Annotated in this window: 20 protein-coding genes; 8 read left to right on the top strand and 12 right to left on the bottom strand. The window is 51.6% G+C overall.

Annotated elements, in window-relative coordinates:
- The 5 genes from B4N58_RS03835 to B4N58_RS03815 form a co-directional block, all read left to right on the top strand.
- Positions 1 to 234, top strand: a 234-nt coding sequence (locus tag B4N58_RS03835; RefSeq protein WP_231831584.1) for a mercuric ion transporter MerT, incomplete at its 5' end; no start/stop codon positions are given.
- Positions 235 to 247: 13 nt separating this feature from the next.
- Positions 248 to 526, top strand: coding sequence for a mercury resistance system periplasmic binding protein MerP (gene merP / locus B4N58_RS03830; RefSeq protein WP_171099019.1), 279 nt, complete (start codon positions 248 to 250; stop codon positions 524 to 526).
- 187 nt (positions 527 to 713) lie between these two features.
- The gene (gene merA, locus B4N58_RS03825) at positions 714 to 2,423 is read left to right on the top strand and encodes a mercury(II) reductase (protein WP_291745971.1); all 1,710 of its coding nucleotides are present in this window, start codon (positions 714 to 716) and stop codon (positions 2,421 to 2,423) included.
- Between the two features lie 35 nt (positions 2,424 to 2,458).
- On the top strand, positions 2,459 to 3,061 hold the full coding sequence (gene merG, locus B4N58_RS03820) for a phenylmercury resistance protein MerG (protein WP_291745969.1): 603 nt from the start codon (positions 2,459 to 2,461) through the stop codon (positions 3,059 to 3,061).
- A 184-nt stretch (positions 3,062 to 3,245) separates the two neighbouring features.
- Positions 3,246 to 3,554, top strand: coding sequence for a hypothetical protein (locus B4N58_RS03815; RefSeq protein WP_008249208.1), 309 nt, complete (start codon positions 3,246 to 3,248; stop codon positions 3,552 to 3,554).
- A gap of 55 nt (positions 3,555 to 3,609) precedes the next feature.
- Here the strand turns inward: B4N58_RS03815 and B4N58_RS03810 are convergent, their stop codons facing one another.
- The 9 genes from B4N58_RS03810 to B4N58_RS03770 form a co-directional block, all read right to left on the bottom strand.
- The gene (locus B4N58_RS03810) at positions 3,610 to 4,602 is read right to left on the bottom strand and encodes a patatin-like phospholipase family protein (protein ID WP_291745967.1); all 993 of its coding nucleotides are present in this window, start codon (positions 4,600 to 4,602) and stop codon (positions 3,610 to 3,612) included.
- 15 nt (positions 4,603 to 4,617) lie between these two features.
- Positions 4,618 to 4,980 carry a copper-binding protein gene (locus B4N58_RS03805; protein ID WP_236550913.1) on the bottom strand — a complete coding sequence of 121 codons (363 nt, stop codon included), beginning with the start codon at positions 4,978 to 4,980 and terminating at the stop codon, positions 4,618 to 4,620.
- 40 nt (positions 4,981 to 5,020) lie between these two features.
- On the bottom strand, positions 5,021 to 5,551 hold the full coding sequence (locus B4N58_RS03800) for a DUF411 domain-containing protein (protein WP_008249212.1): 531 nt from the start codon (positions 5,549 to 5,551) through the stop codon (positions 5,021 to 5,023).
- On the bottom strand, positions 5,548 to 6,075 hold the full coding sequence (locus B4N58_RS03795) for a cupredoxin domain-containing protein (RefSeq protein WP_171099028.1): 528 nt from the start codon (positions 6,073 to 6,075) through the stop codon (positions 5,548 to 5,550). The genes B4N58_RS03800 and B4N58_RS03795 overlap by 4 nt, the downstream gene beginning before the upstream one ends.
- Before the next feature lie 10 nt (positions 6,076 to 6,085).
- The gene (locus B4N58_RS03790) at positions 6,086 to 7,501 is read right to left on the bottom strand and encodes a multicopper oxidase family protein (RefSeq protein ID WP_291745965.1); all 1,416 of its coding nucleotides are present in this window, start codon (positions 7,499 to 7,501) and stop codon (positions 6,086 to 6,088) included.
- 19 nt (positions 7,502 to 7,520) lie between these two features.
- The gene (locus B4N58_RS03785) at positions 7,521 to 8,936 is read right to left on the bottom strand and encodes a TolC family protein (protein WP_159572544.1); all 1,416 of its coding nucleotides are present in this window, start codon (positions 8,934 to 8,936) and stop codon (positions 7,521 to 7,523) included.
- Positions 8,933 to 9,262, bottom strand: coding sequence for a hypothetical protein (locus tag B4N58_RS03780; RefSeq protein ID WP_291745957.1), 330 nt, complete (start codon positions 9,260 to 9,262; stop codon positions 8,933 to 8,935). Before B4N58_RS03780 ends, B4N58_RS03785 begins: the two co-directional genes overlap by 4 nt.
- A gap of 53 nt (positions 9,263 to 9,315) precedes the next feature.
- Entirely contained in the window at positions 9,316 to 9,696 is a 381-nt protein-coding gene (locus B4N58_RS03775) for a hypothetical protein (protein ID WP_291745954.1), read from the bottom strand.
- A gap of 64 nt (positions 9,697 to 9,760) precedes the next feature.
- Positions 9,761 to 10,090 carry a hypothetical protein gene (locus B4N58_RS03770; protein WP_291745951.1) on the bottom strand — a complete coding sequence of 110 codons (330 nt, stop codon included), beginning with the start codon at positions 10,088 to 10,090 and terminating at the stop codon, positions 9,761 to 9,763.
- Between the two features lie 167 nt (positions 10,091 to 10,257).
- On the opposite strand from B4N58_RS03770, the gene B4N58_RS03765 reads away from it, so the two are divergent.
- From B4N58_RS03765 to B4N58_RS03755, 3 genes are read left to right on the top strand one after another with little or no spacing between them, the layout of a single operon-like run.
- Positions 10,258 to 10,953: a heavy metal response regulator transcription factor gene (locus B4N58_RS03765; protein WP_291745949.1), complete on the top strand. Its 696-nt coding sequence runs from the start codon at positions 10,258 to 10,260 to the stop codon at positions 10,951 to 10,953.
- 2 nt (positions 10,954 to 10,955) lie between these two features.
- On the top strand, positions 10,956 to 12,299 hold the full coding sequence (locus B4N58_RS03760) for an ATP-binding protein (protein WP_291745946.1): 1,344 nt from the start codon (positions 10,956 to 10,958) through the stop codon (positions 12,297 to 12,299).
- A 21-nt stretch (positions 12,300 to 12,320) separates the two neighbouring features.
- A complete protein-coding gene (locus B4N58_RS03755; protein WP_291745944.1) occupies positions 12,321 to 14,498 on the top strand; it encodes a copper-transporting P-type ATPase in 2,178 nt (725 codons plus the stop codon).
- 88 nt (positions 14,499 to 14,586) lie between these two features.
- On the opposite strand, the gene B4N58_RS03750 is transcribed toward B4N58_RS03755, so the two are convergent.
- The 3 genes from B4N58_RS03750 to B4N58_RS03740 all read right to left on the bottom strand — a co-directional run bounded on the left by B4N58_RS03750 (position 14,587) and on the right by B4N58_RS03740 (position 17,702).
- A complete protein-coding gene (locus tag B4N58_RS03750) occupies positions 14,587 to 14,979 on the bottom strand; it encodes a copper-binding protein (RefSeq protein ID WP_371133785.1) in 393 nt (130 codons plus the stop codon).
- A gap of 159 nt (positions 14,980 to 15,138) precedes the next feature.
- Positions 15,139 to 15,870 carry a copper resistance protein B gene (locus B4N58_RS03745; RefSeq protein WP_008249234.1) on the bottom strand — a complete coding sequence of 244 codons (732 nt, stop codon included), beginning with the start codon at positions 15,868 to 15,870 and terminating at the stop codon, positions 15,139 to 15,141.
- Positions 15,870 to 17,702: a copper resistance system multicopper oxidase gene (locus tag B4N58_RS03740; protein WP_291745938.1), complete on the bottom strand. Its 1,833-nt coding sequence runs from the start codon at positions 17,700 to 17,702 to the stop codon at positions 15,870 to 15,872. The genes B4N58_RS03745 and B4N58_RS03740 overlap by 1 nt, the downstream gene beginning before the upstream one ends.
- Between the last annotated feature and the right edge of the window lie 55 nt (positions 17,703 to 17,757).

Below are 17,757 nucleotides of genomic sequence, written 5' to 3'. Positions count from 1 at the left end.
TGGATCGGCAACCTGACGGTGCTGGAACCCTATCGACCGTTGTTCATCGGCGCGGCGCTAGTGGCGCTGTTCTTCGCCTGGAAGCGGATTTACCGGCCCGTGCAGGCATGCAAGCCAGGTGAGGTCTGCGCGATTCCGCAGGTGCGCGCCACCTACAAGCTGATTTTCTGGATCGTGGCCGTGCTGGTCCTGGTCGCGCTTGGATTTCCCTATGTCGTTCCATTTTTCTATTAACCAGGAGTTCATCATGAAGAAACTGTTTGCCTCCCTTGCCCTTGCCGCCACCTTCGCTGCCCCTGCTTGGGCCGCCACACAGACGGTCACCTTGACCGTTCCCGGCATGACCTGCGCAACTTGCCCGATCACCGTGAAGAAGGCACTGAGCAAGGTAGAGGGCGTTAGCAAGATCGAGGTCGACTACGCAACCAAGCTGGCTGTTGTGACGTTCGACGATGCGAAAACCAGCGTCCAGGCGCTGAGCAAGGCGACGACGGACGTAGGCTACCCGTCTGAACTGAAGAAATAAGGCAGCAAATGACGGAAGCGTCGCCAGAACCTAGGTAGAGATGCCGGTCTGGCGATTCTACTGGCCGTCATTGCGTGCACAGCCTGTAAATGACCCACCGAGCCTGTTCGCTGATGCGAAAGACTGTTCCACTTACCGAGGCGTCGTACCAGTCGCCGTGGGCAGAATGGATAAAAGAGAGAGCAAAATGCAAGAGTTAAACAAAGTTGGTCTGAGCGTGGCGGGAATGACCTGCCCAAGTTGCACAAAGCACGTTGAGGACGCCCTGCTGGCAGTTCCTGGCGTGACAGCAGCGTCCGTCGACTATCCTACGAACAGGGCGCAGATCACGGGCAATAGGCTTGACATGTCGGCACTCGTGACGGCAGTGGGGGCACTTGGTTATCGTGCTATGCCTGCAGACGAAGTCGAAAGCAAAGGGAGCAGTACCGAACGGCCGGGACTTCTTGGCAGAGCCGCCCAGTGGCTGAGCGGCGACCGACCGGTGGAAAAGCCAGCCGGTCAGCTCCATGTGGCGATTATCGGTACCGGTGGCGCCGCTGTGGCAGCTGCGCTGAAAGCGGCTGAAAACGGTGCCCGGGTCACGCTGATCGAGCGGGGAGCCATCGGCGGCACCTGCGTCAACGTGGGCTGCGTTCCTTCCAAGATCATGATTCGGGCAGCGCATATCGCTCATCTGCGCCGTGAAAGTCCCTTTGACGTGGGGCTGTCGGCGGCGGCGCCAGTCGTCTTGCGTGACCATCTGCTTGCGCAGCAACAGGCTCGCGTGGACGAGCTGCGTCATGCCAAGTATGAAAGCATCCTCGAAAGCAATCCGTCAATCAATCTGGTACGAGGCAGCGCCCGCTTCAAGGATGGCCAAACGCTTATCGTGGAAGCGGCAGAAGGCGGCACACGCGAAGTGGCGTTCGATCGCTGTCTCATTGCAACTGGCGCGAGCGCAGCCATTCCGCCGCTGCCCGGTCTTGCAGAAACCCCTTATTGGACTTCTACAGAAGCTCTGGTTAGCGAGACCATTCCGAAACGGCTCGCAGTGATCGGTGCCTCAGTAGTTGCACTGGAACTGGCACAGGCGTTTGCACGGCTGGGCAGCGAAGTCACGATCCTGGCGCGGCGCACCTTGTTTGCGAGCGAAGACCCTGTCATTGGCGAGGCCGTGACCGCTGCCTTCCGCGCGGAAGGCATCACGGTGCTGACGCAGACGCAAGCAAGTGCCGTGGCCTATTCCGACCGCCAATTCATCCTTACGACACCGCAGGGAGAGTTGCGCGCGGATCAATTGCTCGTCGCTACAGGCCGCTCACCGAATACCACGAGCCTGGATCTTGAACGAGCTGGTGTGGCGCGCGACTCGCAACATCGCATCGTGATCGACCAGGGAATGCGAACGAGTGCACCGAACATCTATGCAGCTGGCGATTGCACCGACCAACCGCAGTACGTCTACGTTGCAGCCGCCGCTGGCACCCGAGCCGGTATCAACATGACAGGCGGCGACGCAACGCTCGATCTCGACGCTATGCCGGCAGTCGTGTTCACCGATCCGCAAGTTGCCACGGTTGGCTACAGTGAAGCAGAGGCGCAGCGCATCGGCCTGCAAACCGACAGTCGTACCCTCACGCTCGACAACGTGCCGCGCGCACTCGCCAACTTCGACACGCGCGGGTTTATCAAGCTTGTCGCTGAAGTTGGATCTGGACGCATTCTTGGGGTTCAGGCTGTGACACCGGAAGCAGGCGAGATCATCCAGACTGCCGCAATTGCGATCCGTGCCCGCATGACCGTCCAAGATCTCGCCAACCAACTTTTCCCCTACCTCACCATGGTTGAGGGTCTCAAACTGGTGGCGCAGACTTTCTCGAAAGATGTGACACAGCTATCGTGCTGTGCTGGCTAAACCAGAGACACGAAAACAGCGACAGAGGAGCTTTTATGTTTTGCGACATCAGACTGACAGCACGTTGCGCACGTGCTTCCTTAACAATCCTGCTGGCGAGTACTGCAGCATTTGGCTTGTCAAACAATGCGCTGGCGGCTTATGACTTTTCAAAGCTGGGAACAGCGATCGAGACATTGTCGCCGGAGACCGTCGATGACTGGGAAAAGAAAGCCAAGGCTGGCGATGCCATGGCGCAGAACATCATGGGTCTCGCCTACAAATGCGGCATGGGCGTGAAGCAAGACCACGCGGCGTCCATCAAGTGGTTCCACAGGGCGGCCGAGCAGGGTGAAGCTGATGCGCAGTTCAACCTGGGGCGCCTCTACGGAAGCGAAGTCGACGGTATGTATAAGAATGGGCGTGCGGCTCCTGCCAACGATGCACAAGCGTTCAAGTGGTATCGCCTCTCTGCCGAGCAAGGGCATACTCAGGCGCAAGTCAGGCTGGCTCAGCTGTTTGTAAAGGGGGGCGGTGAGGTCGCGCGCGACCAAGTTCAGGCCTACAAGTGGATGAGTCTGGCAGCAGCGTCGGGAGAACCGACGGCAGCAAAAGCCATTGCCGACTATGCGGGTCGAATGAAACCCGAACAGGTATAGACTGCATTAAATGTAGCACATTGCCAATTACATCAACAAGCAAACTCACGGCCTATTTTCATTACAAATTTGTAATTCAATTGAGAGGATCTGGTCATTCGCCCCTGCGTAAAGTGTGAGTCATGCCAACGCTTGATTGAAAGCAAAGGCAAAACCCAAACTGATTCACTCAAGGAGAATTACCATGAAAACACGTCAATTGATCGCATCCACAGTGTTTGCCATTTCCGCAACGCTTCCAGCTTTTGCCTTGGCCAGCGGCCCTACAGATCACGGTGATGGCACCGACCATGTGGCACTGATCAGCCAAGGCAAACTGGCCACCCAAGCAACGGTGCTAAAAGAGTATCAACAAGCGGTAAAAGCAGATCAGTTCAACCCTCTGGCCGGAGATTCGACAGTGTTGGTACACGAATTCGAATCGTCGAAGTCACGGGCTGAGGTACTGAGTGAGATCAAAAGCGTTGATCTCACAGAAGGCGATGCAAGCTAATGAAGGGGTTAAGGGTTGGTGTTAATTCGCCGCCAACCCGTGCATAATTAACAAATCACTTCAGCAGTTTTTCAGCTTTCCGAAGTTTTTCTTTGGCTTCCAAATAACCTGTTTTAAATACCCAATGACGATCATTCAAACCCAGTTGACCAACATTGGTTAACTGAGGGGCGATGATCATTGTCGCCTGTAACATCTCCAGTTCTTTGATTCTAAAACTCGATATCAAAAAGGTTTGAAACATCAAATCGGTAAGCGTAGAGACCTCAGCAAGCTCGGGGGGATACACCACGTCTACGGCAAGAATTGGAAGATCACTCAAGCGTTTTGCCGGAACTATCGGCAGTGGTGAACTGGCCTGACCATCGATGTAAAGACGTCCATTAATGGAAGGTGGCGTGAAGATGCCTGGAATTGTTGAAGATGCCCGCACTGCCCGGGCGATATCGCCTGCATTAAAGACCACGGGACGACCTGTTTCAAGGTCTGTGGCCACTATGGCAATTGGTTTCGGGAGATCTTCAAATGTTTGAATGCCGAAATCCCTGCGCAATTGCCGTTCAAGAAACTGACCCGAAAAAACTCCAGCCTCGCCCTTTAAAACTGGCTGTCCCAGATTCGGTAACACGGGTACAAACAGATCACTGTTATTTAGTGATTCTGCACGTTGCATCATTTGATCGGCTGTATAGCCCAAGCCCCAGTACGCAGCCACGACAGCACCCGCACTGGTGCCAATCACCATTCGGGGCTCAAGCCCCAATTCCTCCAGGGCTTTAAGAACTCCGATGTGGGCAAAGCCACGAACCCCTCCACCGGAGAGAACCAAAATAAAGCCCTCCTCCATTTTCTGTGTGCGGGTGGCTCGCTCGGCGCTAAACCAAGGTTCCTTCTTTACTGTAACCGTTGGTTTGTGACTTTCCGGATGAACAAAATTTCCGACTGTTTGACAGGCGCAAAGCACCATTGCGGAACCCAGCAAACTCAACATCAATCCCAATTTACCCACAATGACCGATCCATTGGGAAATCCAGGTTTACTTTGCAATGGTGCTTCTCCTGATTACTGTTTCTTCTCGATGTGGGTGATGTTCATGTTTTGATCCACAGCAAATAGAACATTGTCGCCCTTATTCAGGCCTTCCAGTTGCGCCGCCTCTTTGGCCGAGAAAACCATAGTCATAGGCGGCATTTGAAGGTTCTTGATTTCGCCATGCTTTAAGGTGACCTTACCAGTCTTCGGATCAATTTTTTTCACCTCGCCCTGCGTCATTTCCATGGTTTCGGACTGCTTCATCTGCATGCCTTCCATGGACTTTGGATCCGTGGGTTTACTTGAATGGGAACCGTGATCTCCTCCGGCAAAGACCGAAGTCGAAATTGACAGCGCAACGATTGAAGCAAGTTTGATTAAATGGGTTTTCATGATTTTTTTCCTTTCAGTTTTTGTTAAGTCGGGTGTTTTTTCAAAATTGATCTTGATAGGTTTTCACTTCCGCATAAACAGAAGCGCTCCCATCCTTCTTCAGGAGTAATACCTGATACGGCATGAATTTGTTGCCATATTCCATGCCAGGAGAGCCAACTGGCATCGCTGGAACGGACAGGCCAAGTGAATCCTCGGGTGTTTCGTTCAGAAATTCCCTTATGTACTTGGCTGGAACATGGCCTTCAAACACAAAGCCATTCGCCGATACTCCTGTGTGACAGGATTGGTAATTGTTTTCGATACCGAACTGCGCCTTAATGCTGTCTAGGTCTTCGTGATTCGAATACTTCACGGAAAACCCCGATTTTTCCAAGTGTTTAATCCATTCGCCGCAGCAACCGCAGGTCGCTGTTTTGTGTACATGAATGGGTAAAACTTGATTGGCATCAGATTCTGTTGCAGCCACTGAGACTTTCTCAACAGTTGAGAAAGTCTCAGGTTTGATGGCAGCAAAAACACCCAATGCCAAAATTGCAGTTGCAATACCAACAAAAGCAATTCGCTTCACTTTTCAGCTCCAGAGGATTTGGCTACGCGCAGTGGTCCGCGCATACCTGCATCAAAGTGGCCTGCAATCAAGCAGGCAAACTCAAACTCGCCACTTCGGTTGAAAGTCCACACCATCTCAGTGGTTTTGCCCGGAGCCACATGTGCCATATAGGGCTCTTCATGCTCCATGTTTGGAAACTTCTTCATTAAGTCTGCATGCTCCAGGTTCTTGTCTTTTGTCCCCAGAACAAACTCATGCATCAGTTTTCCCTCATTCTTGACAACAAACTTCACAGTTTCACCTTCCTTGAACTGCAACGAGGATGGCTCAAAGCGCATGCTGTCGGACATTACGACTTTGACAGTGCGGTCTATCTTGGTCGGAGTGCCGGCAATGCCCCAGTCGGTTTGCTCAAAAACTGGTTGTGCATTGGAAGCTGACTTTTTGTGCTCTTGAGTACCGTGCGCCAATACGGCCACGGGCAATAAAAGCCCAGCGCCAAGCAGCAGCGATAGGGAATGATTTGCGAATGATTTTTTCATGGTTGACTCCTTAGTGGCCGGAATGGCCTTGAGGTTTTCTGACCTTCAACTCGATTGTTTCCTGAGGTCGATTACTGGATTTCATGGCGGGCTTTCCCGCCTTGTCGGATGTTACGGGCTTGGGCATGTCTGGGCCTTCGTATTCAAAAGCCACGGTTTTGCTAGGATGTTTGTACCAACCGGGGTCTGAATAATCCCCAGGCTTTTGGTCTTTGCGCACTTTCAACATACTGAACATGCCGCCCATTTCCACTGAGCCAAACGGGCCATCGCCTGTCATCATGGGGATGGTGTTATCTGGAATCGGCATCGTCATCTCAGTCATATCGGCCATACCCCGTTCACCCATCACCATGTATTCGGGAACGAGCCCTCGGGCTTTTTTCGTTATTCCCCGGTGATCCACGCCGATCATGGTGGGAAGGTCGTGTCCCATCGCGTTCATCGTGTGGTGGCTTTTGTGGCAATGAAAGGCCCAGTCGCCTTCCTCATTGGCCAGAAAATCAATCTGCCGCATTTGCCCAACGGCGATGTCGGTAGTCACTTCGGGCCAACGACTTCCTTTGGGTGTTGGGCCGCCGTCGGTGCCGCTCACCTCGAATTCATGGCCGTGCAGATGAATGGGGTGATTGGTCATGGTCAAGTTACCAATTCGTATCCGAACCTTGTCGTTTTTTCGAACACACAAGGGCGAAATTCCGGGAAACAAGCGGCTGTTCCACGTCCACAAATTAAAATCGAGCATCGTCATGATCTTTGGTGTGTACGCACCAGGATCAATGTCGTAGGCATTCAGCAGAAAACAGAAATCTCGGTCCACGTTATCAATCAAGGGATGTTTGTTTTTGGGGTGAGTCACCCAAAAACCCATCATGCCCATGGCCATTTGCACCATCTCATCGGCATGCGGGTGGTACATGAAGGTACCGGGACGCTTGGCCTCGAACTCATACACAAAGGTTTTGCCGGAAGGAATGGCCGGCTGGTTCAGGCCTGCAACACCGTCCATGCCATTGGGCAGGCGCTGGCCATGCCAGTGCACGCTGGTGTGCTCGGGTAGTTTGTTCGTCACAAAAATACGCACGCGATCACCTTCCACCACTTCAATGGTGGGGCCTGGGCTTTGTCCGTTGTAGCCCCAAAGGTGAGCGACCATACCTGGTGCCATCTCACGCACCACGGGTTCCGCCACAAGGTGGAACTCCTTCACGCCATTGTTCATGCGCCAAGGCAAGGTCCAGCCATTCAGGGTAACAACCGGGTTGTAAGGCCGCCCTGTGTTTGGGGTCAAAGGGTCCATGGTGTCCGGCGAGGTTTGAATGACGGGCTCGGGCAGCGCGGCCATGGCCACTTTGCTGACACTGGCTGCCGCCACTGCGCCACCGGCCATGCCGGCAAACTTGAAAAAATCTCTTCTGGAATTCATTGCTCTTACTCCAAATCTTTTAATGACCAGCAGCGGCTTCAGCCGCTGGACTTTGGGTGCCCATGGAAAGCTTTACATTGCTTGGACTGCCCATCAATGCAGCATCCAAGGCCAGTTGAGCTCGCAGAAAGTTCGCTGATGCGTCAATGGATGACTCGATGGAACGCACCTGATTGCGACTGTCGGCAAGTAGCTCGAAAGTACCAATCAACATGCCGTTGTAACGCAGTGTGTTTTGCTCGGCCAAGGTATCGAGCATTGGAACCACCTCAGTTTGATAGTGCTTGGCAATGTCATAAGCTGTGCGGTAATTGGTGTAACTTTCCCGCAGGTTTGAATCAACATTCCTCATGACAGCCTCAAGCGTGTTGGCCTTGGCCAGTAACTCAGCAGAAAACGCGTCACGCCGCAAGCCACCCCAATCGAACAGCGGCAATCGAATGTCCAGTTCATATCCCTTTGGGTTGGTTTTGGAGCCAGAGTCTCTGTCAAATACAGAATCGCGGCGAATCCCAGCCTCAATGTCCACAAAGGAGCTCACGGTTTCAGCACCAGACACTTTCAGCGCCGCGTCGTAAGCTTGTTTGGCCATTTGAACATCCAGCCGCGAGGTGGCCTGTTTTGAAACTTCTTCAGGCTTTTTCACCATGGCGGGTAGGTCTGGCAAGCGATCTGGAAGTTTTAGCTCCTCAAATTGCTGTGCATCCAACCCGAGTACGCGAACCAGCTTTTCCCGGGTAGATGTAGCCTCTTGACGTGCCATGGCCAAGCCAAGCGCGGCATCGGAATAAAACATTTGCTGACGAATACGTTGAATAATCGTGAAGTTACCCACTTCTTCCATGCGTTTGGCCAATTCGGCACTGGCTTGAGCATTCTCGAATACTTGCTCCGCATATTGCTGTTTTTGCAGGGCGACCACCGCATCAACCCAAGCTGAGCGCGCTTGAGCCACTTGCCCAATCACATCACCAGCCAACTGCAGTTGAGCTCGCTCAATTCGAAAAGTTGCAGCCTGTTGACGCCAAGGAAGAGTGATTAAATCCAACAGGCCAAAACTGAACAATCGCCCAATTTCAAGTTCATCTCCAACGGTAATTCGTTCAAAATTGAAAATTGGATTGGGGATTCGACCCGATTGGGCGGCCAATGCAGACTCGCTGTAACCCCGAGCCAACAGCGCCTGAAATTCAGGGCTGTTCACCAACATTAGCTCCACTGTGGAATTTAATCCGAGCGGGGTTTTCAACAACTCATCTGCTTGCGCGCGCAACTGATTGCGCTGCTCATCGTTCAGAGCAAGAACCACTTTCTTTTCGGTCATCGACGCAGTGGTTTCATTCAGGTTGGCCATGGACTGATCCATGTTCACTGTGGCGCAGCCGGTCAAGCCTGCAATCGCTAAAGCAATTGCTGTGTATTTCAAAGTTCTCATCGGTGCCCCCCTTGGTGAGCTTCGCCGGGGCTCATGGGCTTTTTCATTTTGCCCATGTCATGCCCCATGCCGCCATCCTGCATGGGTTGCTGGTCTTCACCATTTTTCAGGTAAGGCTCACGGGCGTAATATTGCCAGCCACCAATTTTCTCTACATTCTGATTGGCCCCCACCCAATCACGGTCGCCTTCTTTGGGCTTCCATGCTGAGTAGTTCTCAAAAGCTGATTGATATTCAATCTGCAAACCTTCCGACTGGGCGTTTGCAAATCCTGTGCTTGCTGCGAGAATTGAACCCGCTAACAACAACTGCATAACCGTACGCATACACGTACCTCCACCAAATGAATTGAAATCATTAAACGAAATTCAGGATTGGCTTAGGCCAGGATGGGCGGTCGGTAAGGCAGCGCCAGGTCGGTACTGGGCAGGATTGAAGAGAAAGGAACGGAGATGAGAAGGTTGGATTGGATCAAACCAACTTGAACAACTGGAAGGTCGAGCTTGGCCTTGTAAATGGCATCACAGCTGCAACAAGGCCTTTCATTGGACTCTTGATCGTCCGAAAGTGCATGGTGAGCAGCTTGATCTGACATGTGCTCAATGCAATGCTCTGACGAAAACGTTGAAGCCCCAGATTGATCCGAGGTTTGCTCCAAGGAACCGGTATGACATCCGACCATGACCGCAAACGCCGTTCCCTGAAAAACTACAGAGGCGGCGATTGCAAACATCAACAGTGATTTGATCACTTTGGTCATGGTTATGCTGTTCAGTAATTAATCAAAAGGATACCATCACTTTCATGGATGTCAAACCTTGGAATTAGTTCGAATTGGCCAGACGACGCTCTTCTGGGGTTTGGCTTTGTAATTCACGCAACACCTCTTGGCGGGTTTTTCCAGACCTAGAGTTGCCCCAATCTTCGTGTGTGGTCCCATCACCGCTGACTTCAGAACCGATAATGTTCGCGCTGTAGCCGCGGAATCCCTTGTTGCCGTGTGACGCAGATTTCGTTGGATCTTTGTATCCCTGATGAGGTTCATAGACCGCATCGCCTTTGCCGGGGTGGAAGGCAGCATCGGCAAGTGCCACTGCAGGTGCAGCAATGGCGAAGGTGGTAATCAGAACAGCGGCAATTTTAATATTTTTCATGATGATCTCCCGATCGGTTCAAATTGGTGAGTTGTTCTTCCAAACTCATGACCACAGTTTAGTTAGGGACAACTGTCAGCCACCTTCCCGGTACATTACAAATATGTAATCTTCACCAAATTCGGTGTGGTTATACTGGGCACCTGCATAACAACCACGAAAAGTCGATGAAACTGCTTTTGATCGAAGATGACCTGCGACTGGCCGATTACCTAAAAAAAGGTCTGACCGAAGAAGGTTTTGTGGTCGATTTGGCGCGCAACGGAATAGATGGCTTGCATTTGGCCACGCAGGGGCTATATGAAGTGATTATTCTTGATGGCATGTTGCCTGACATTGATGGTTTGGCCGTATTAAGTGCGTTACGCCAATCCAAAAGTATTCCGGTACTGATGCTTACCGCCCGCGCCATGGTTGAAGACAGGGTGAGCGGCCTGAAGGCCGGTGCAGATGACTACCTGGTGAAACCCTTTGCGTTTGCCGAGCTGGTGGCCAGGCTTCACGCCTTGGGGCGTAGAACATCGACCGTAGCGATCGAGAGCCAGACAACCTTGTTGACATTGCTGGATCTGGAATTAGACGCAGTACGCCGCACCGCCAAGCGCGGGGGCAAGGATTTACGGTTAACTGCGAAAGAATTTTCTCTACTTTGGCTACTGCTGCGAAGAAAGGGCGAAGTCATTAGCCGCACAGAAATCGCTGAGCTGATTTGGGACATGCATTTTGACAGCGAAACCAATGTGATCGATGTAGCCATTCGCAGGTTGAGGATCAAGCTGGACGATCCTTATGAAATCCCTTTGCTTCATACCATTCGCGGTATGGGGTACGTTCTCGAAATCAGGACGCAGGGCAAGGAGTGAGCGTGAAATCAATTTCCAGGGCCACCATCGGGTTGACCAGCTCAGTCAGTGTATTGGGCGTGGTTTTACTCGCTGTACTCGTGTATTGCTGCATCCACTATTGGCAGGCCAGGCAACAGGAGGAAACTGCGAGCCGTGCGCTCCATGCTGTTGAACACCTTTTACTAAAACCCACTTCCGAATATTCACCAGAAGATGTGAAACATGGCCTGGAAGAAGTGTTGGGAGGGCAAGGTCGAACCCAAGCCCGAGTTGTTGACAGCCGGGGCAATCGCATGTTCGGGCCGGAGGTGTTCTTCAATGGAGAGGGATCTATTCGGGAATTCTCTCAAGTGTTTGAAACCGAACTTCCCCAACTGCAAGCCAAACGGGTTGAACTGGCAGTAAGCACCGTAGATGACGAACGTTTTCTGAACTTCATTTCAGGAATTTTTGCATCGTCCATCGTGTTGTGGATTCTGGTGTCGGTGTTGATCAGTATGCGACTGATTCGCCTGGTTTTGCGCCCTATCAATCGACTGACAGAACGCATTCACAATTTGGGGCCACGCTCGCTTGATGTTGTGCTGGACGACCACAAGGCCCCGCTTGAATTGCGACCCTTCATCGACGGATTCAACCGCTTATTGGGGCAACTGCGCGAGAACCGGGAGCAATTGAAACTGTTCAACAGCAATGTTGCACATGAATTGAATACACCACTGTCGAGCTTGACCATTAGCCATGAGCTGCTTCAACGCCGCAAACTGATCGAAGGTGAGGACCTTCAAAAAATTGTCGGTGATCACCTCGACGAACTCGACCGCATGGCACGAATTATTCGCAGCATGCTGTTCCTGGCCAATGCAGACCAGGGCAGAGAACTGCAACTTCAACCTGTGCCAAGTCTTCGTCAGTTGGTGGTATCAGTCGCGGAATACCTTGAACAGTTGGCCGAAGACAGAGATCTTCGCATCACAGTTCAAGGCGATGCCAATGTGGAGGTTGAAACTGAATTGATTAAAAGAGCGGTGAGTAACTTGCTGTCCAATGCAATTCGATATGCACAGGCCAACACAGAAATTACCGTGCACATTACGCAAGAGGCAGAAAGGGTGTGGATCAAGGTTTCGAATGAAGGCCCGACAATTGATCCAGTCAAATTGAATCGTTTGTTTGAACCTTTCTTTCGCGCTGAAGAGGGGCGAAGTGACACTGGGAGCAATCACGGACTTGGCCTGGCCATAGTGGCTGCTATTGCGAAACTGCATGGTGGTGATGTGTTTGCAAGCAGCGAAAATCAAGTTACGGTGATTGGCTTTTCATTTCACAGCATCACGGTAGCAGGAAAGCCTAGCCCCCCATAATTGACCGTTCAGGAGCCACGCATGGATAAACCACACGTCAACTCACATTCTCATCCAGTTTCCGCTGACCCTCAGTCAACTCTTGCTGCAACTGAGACAACGATCTACACCTGCCCCATGCATCCGGAAATTCGACAGACCAATCAGGGGAGTTGCCCTGTTTGTGGAATGGCCCTGGAACCTCTGATCCCCATGGCTGAGGACGAAGATAACCCTGAGTTGAGAGATTTTCGCCGACGGTTTTGGTGGACATTGCCACTGACCATAGTGGTGACATTCATCGCAATGTTTTGGCATCGAATTGTCCCCATCGAACTTCCAGAACAAAATTTCATAGAACTCGCACTTAGTACCCCCGTGGTTTTGTGGGCAGGTTGGTCATTTTTTCAACGTGCAGTTCAGTCGGTTGTCCGTGGGAGCCCGAATATGTGGACATTGATCGGATTAGGTGTCGCTGCGGCATACGGATACAGCGTGGTAGCCACATTGGCCCCTGGTGTGTTTCCCGCTGCCTTTGCTGTACGGGGAAGAATTGGTGTTTACTATGAGGCTGCGGCAGTGATTGTTAGTTTAACCTTGCTGGGGCAGATTTTGGAGTTGAGTGCACGCTCGAAAACTTCAGCCGCCATAAAATCCTTGATGGGACTTGCCCCCAAAACTGCCCGACGCATTCTGGATGATGGTACCGAGGAGGATGTACCACTTACCCATGTGCATATTGGTGATGTTTTGCGTGTGCGACCTGGCGAGAAAGTGCCGGTCGACGGTGTGGTAAAGGATGGAGAAAGTGCCGTCGATGAGTCCATGCTGACCGGAGAGCCTGTGCCTGTGATCAAAGGGCCAGGCGACAAGTTGATTGGCGCGACATTGAATACCAGTGGAAGCCTCATCATGCAATCCGAGAAAGTTGGTGCCCAAACAATGCTGTCACAGATTGTTCAACTGGTGGCGCAAGCGCAGCGATCGCGTGCGCCGTTGCAGCGTCTTGCTGACTCAGTGGCGGGTTACTTTGTCATTGTTGTTATTGTGATAGCGACGTTGACACTTGTTGGATGGGGTGTATTTGGACCAGAGCCAAGCTGGATTTATGGCTTTGTCAATGCAGTGGCTGTGTTGATCATTGCCTGCCCGTGTGCACTGGGGTTGGCTACCCCGATGTCTATTATGGCCGCTACGGGACATGCAGCCACCCAAGGTATTTTATTTCGAGACGCAGCGGCAATCGAAGCCATGCGAACAATTGATACATTGATCGTCGACAAGACAGGCACCCTTACGGAGGGTAAGCCCGCATTCGATCGAGTCGTTGCTGCCCCCGGATTTTCTGAGGAAGAGGTACTTCGCCTTGCTGCAAGTATCGATCAAGGCAGCGAACACCCTTTGGCGCATGCCATAGTAAGTGAGGCACGAAGGCGCGGCTTAGAACTGGTAAAACCCGATGAATTCGAGTCGTCAAGCGGCATTGGCGTTCGTGGCATCGTTTCCGGAAAAAACATCGTGCTTGGAAATACCGCACTCATGGATGCAGAAAATATTGACTGGCGTTTTATGGCAGAAAGCGCTGAAAACCTGCGACGTGAGGGCGCTAGTGTGATGTTCACAGCATCAGATAAAAAATTACTGGGGTTAATTGCAGTCTCCGATCCACTGAAGGAGACAACGATGGAAGCAATACACACCTTGGGTGCTGCCGGCTTGTCAGTCGTAATGGCTACTGGCGATGGCACGACGACCGCAAAATCAGTCGCAAGCAAATTAGGTATTACCGATTTTTACGGTGAAGTTACACCACATGAAAAACAAAAACTGGTCGAAAAATTACAGGCTCAAGGCAAGGTTGTTGCCATGGCAGGAGATGGAATCAATGATGCGCCCGCGCTTGCCTTAGCGAATGTCGGCATTGCAATGGGAACGGGCACGGATGTGGCCATCAACAGTGCGCATATAACCCTGGTTAAAGGCGATCTGCGGTCAATCGCGCAAGCAAGAAGAATTTCTGAGGCTACAGTTCGCAACATGCGCCAAAACCTCGTATTTGCTTTTCTCTATAATTCGCTCGGCATTCCTTTGGCAGCCGGTTTGTTATACCCGTTTACAGGGCAGCTCCTGTCTCCCATGATTGCTGCTCTCGCAATGAGTCTGAGTTCAGTTTCAGTAATTGCCAATGCGCTTAGGCTAAGAAATACCGGCAAAAGGTAGTCAATGAAACATCCGTGAATTGATTCTGTTCACCACTGTTCAGCCGCAGAAACAGCGGCTGAACGATGATGGTGTTTGTTCAAGAAAACTATTTCTGAATTTTCGTGACCACGATTCTACCGTTTACTTTTTCGGCCTGAAATTTGACCTGGTCACCCACCTTTACGGCGGAAAGCATTGCTGGATCCGCAACCTTGAATACCATGGTCATCCCAGGCATTCCGAGATTATCAAGCGGCCCATGCTTCAGCGTGACCGTATCTTGAGCAGTATCAATCTTCTTGACTTCGCCATCGGTCATGGCCATGTCTGCACCCTTGGTGTCATTCATGTTTTTCATTCCATCCATTCCCTGCATGCTTTGATTACCCATGCCTTTCATATCAGCCATGCCGGGATCAGCTGCAAAGGCAGAAAAGGTCGATGCGGCAGTCAAGATTAAAGCAATTCCCAATTTATTCATTTGTTTCGCATATTTCATTGCTAAACCTCTCAGGTGGTGTGTTTAGGTGTTGTTTCATTGAAACTTACAGTGCAAGTTCACGGACTCAGAATACTGCCTGAAGCCATTCAATTGTCTGACTCTTTCATTACATGTTTGACAGATTCACTCACCTGAATCGGTCCAGAAGTTTTGGCTTCAAAAAATCAACCGCAAACCAACTCGGTATTCTGTAATCGGAGAAAGATTCGAGCCACTTTGGGTTTCTGGATAAAGTGTTCGACTCACTTCAATGTAGGGAGCAAATTTTCGGCTGAACTCGTAGCGTGCCTGCACACCAAAATCCGCCTGATACAAGCCACTTGCCACTTCGTCACTAAGATTTGAGGCAGACCATTCGCCATTGATGAATGGCCGCAGGATAAACCGGTTTGTCATCAGAAAATCATTCTCGAAGCGGGTACGCGCAAGCACTTTACCGTCGCTTCTGACAAACATCTGCAAATCCACATCAAACGCATAGGGCGCAAGGCCTCGCAAGCCAATTACGGCATAGTCTTCACCCACAGGCTTTGAATCGTGGCGGATACCGCCCTGCAAATCCCAAAATGGTGCAATGTAGCGACTGTACAGCGCCTGGGTTTCCACTACTTCAGTTTTGCCTTGGCGTCGTTCACCATCAAAACGCCACGCGAATCGATTGTAGTCCCCACCAATCCAGCCTTCTGCACCGAGAAGTTGAATTGAACCCGGTTGATTTCTGACTTTTCCGCTATCCACTTCAATTAACGTGTAAGCGTAAATTGATTCATCTTCCATGGCCATCGCAGGCGTTGAAATTGCCCCAACAGCAATCACACCCAACACTCCCAGAGAACGAATCCACTGGAACGACCAGGTTGATTTGTATGAACGAACATTGCGGTTCATTACGCCACCTCCATCAGTTGAAACATGCCCGCGGCAGCGTGATAAAACAAATGGCAATGAAAAGCCCACACGCCCTCATCCTCGTAAGTTGCGTCTACTTCGACAGTCTGTGCGGGGGCCACAATCACCGTATGTTTTCGGGGCGCAAATTCACCATTTCCGTTAACCAGTTCCATGAATACTCCATGCAAATGCATGGGGTGTTCCATCATGGTGGTGTTTACAAACTTGATCCTGAAGCGTTCGCCCAACTTCACTTTGAATGGTGTTGAGTCCGAAAACTTTTTATCGTTAATACTCCAGAAGTAGCGGTTCATGTCCCCTGTCAGGCGGACCAATATTTCCCTCTGTGGAGGACGGGGGTCTTTGTTGGGTCCCAGCGATCGCAAATGTTGATAAGCAAGTCGACGCAGACCGTCTTTATCTGGGGCAACAACAATGCGCGTTGAGGGCACCTCCGCGACTTTGGCTGGAGCCATGTCCATTCCCGGCATCGTGTTTTGTTCTGGAACAGGGGCAGTAGGTTCAGACATGTTGTTCATGTCCATGCCCGCCATTGAGTCCATAGCGGGGCCGTCGTTGGGCGGTGGCATCGACATGCCTTTCATGCTGTCGTTGGTTTGTATTGATGAAGGTTCAGGCATTGTGCCATCTCCCATACTGGCCATTCCGTCCATGGCCCCCATGCCCATGTCAGCCATGGTTCTAACGGGATAAGGCCCCAGAGAGGGAACTTCCGCACTCATGCCGGCCCTCGGCGCAAGCGTGCCTCGAGCGTATCCGATGCGGGCAATGGTCGGTGCGAAAATAGTGTAAGGCTTGTCCTCTTTGGGTTCGACAATCACATCATAGGTTTCACCGTTGCCAATGCGGAACTCATCCACCTGAACAGGTTGAACATTCTGACCATCGGCCTGCACGATCATCATGGGCAGCCCGGGAATCTGGAAATCATATAGGTTCATCGGTGACGCATTGATCACGCGAAGCCGCACACGCTCACCGGGTTTGAACAATGCCGTCCAGTTTTGATCTGGGCGCAAACCGCCCATGAGAAATGACCATTCCTCACCGCCATCACTGTAATCGGTGGGGTCCATTCGCATTTTCCCCCACTCCATCCGATCTGCCCAAATTGCTTTGCGTGTCGCCTCATCAGGCGCGTCTGCAAGCTGCTTCAGGAATTGGGGCGTTGTAATGCGCCGATAGTTGTAATAGCCGTCCACCTTCTTCAGATTCGCAAGCACTTGTGCAGGAGAGTCATCATTCCAGTCGGACAATACAACCACATAATCCCGGTCATACTGAAAGGGCTCGGGCTCACGGGGTTCTACAATCAGTGGCGCAAACATGCCTGCTGCTTCTTGCAGGCCTGCATGGCTGTGGTACCAGTAAGTACCGCTTTGGCGCAGTGTGTAGCGATACGTGAAGGTTTCTCCCGGAAGAATTCCAGGAAAGGTAACACCCGGCACACCATCCTCGGAATTCGGCACCAGCAGGCCATGCCAATGAATGGCTGTGGCCTCATCAAGCTTGTTGGTTACATTGACAGTAACCTCATCACCTTCCAGAAACCGTAACAAAGGCCCCGGCATGGTGCCGTTCAAGGTAATCGCACTGGTCTCGCGGCCGGTGATATTGATCTTCGTGTTTGCGATGGTCAAGTCAAACTGCTTGGCAGGGCGCCCCTTGGGAATCTCGACTGCGGTAATTGCCCCAAAAGCAGGATCCCAAGGCAGCAAGGCCGCCGCCCCCAAAGCACTGCTTTGTAGCAGGAACTTTCGCCTGAAAGCATTGAGCCGTTCATGTTGAATTGTTTTTATTTGCTTCATACCCGAAATCTCCAGTTGTCTTTTCTTTAACATGCCATGTGATTGACAAAAAGTC

The organism is Limnobacter sp. UBA3528, assembly GCF_002377005.1.
Lineage (GTDB): Bacteria > Pseudomonadota > Gammaproteobacteria > Burkholderiales > Burkholderiaceae_B > Limnobacter.
This window is presented reverse-complemented; position numbering and strand designations above follow the sequence as displayed.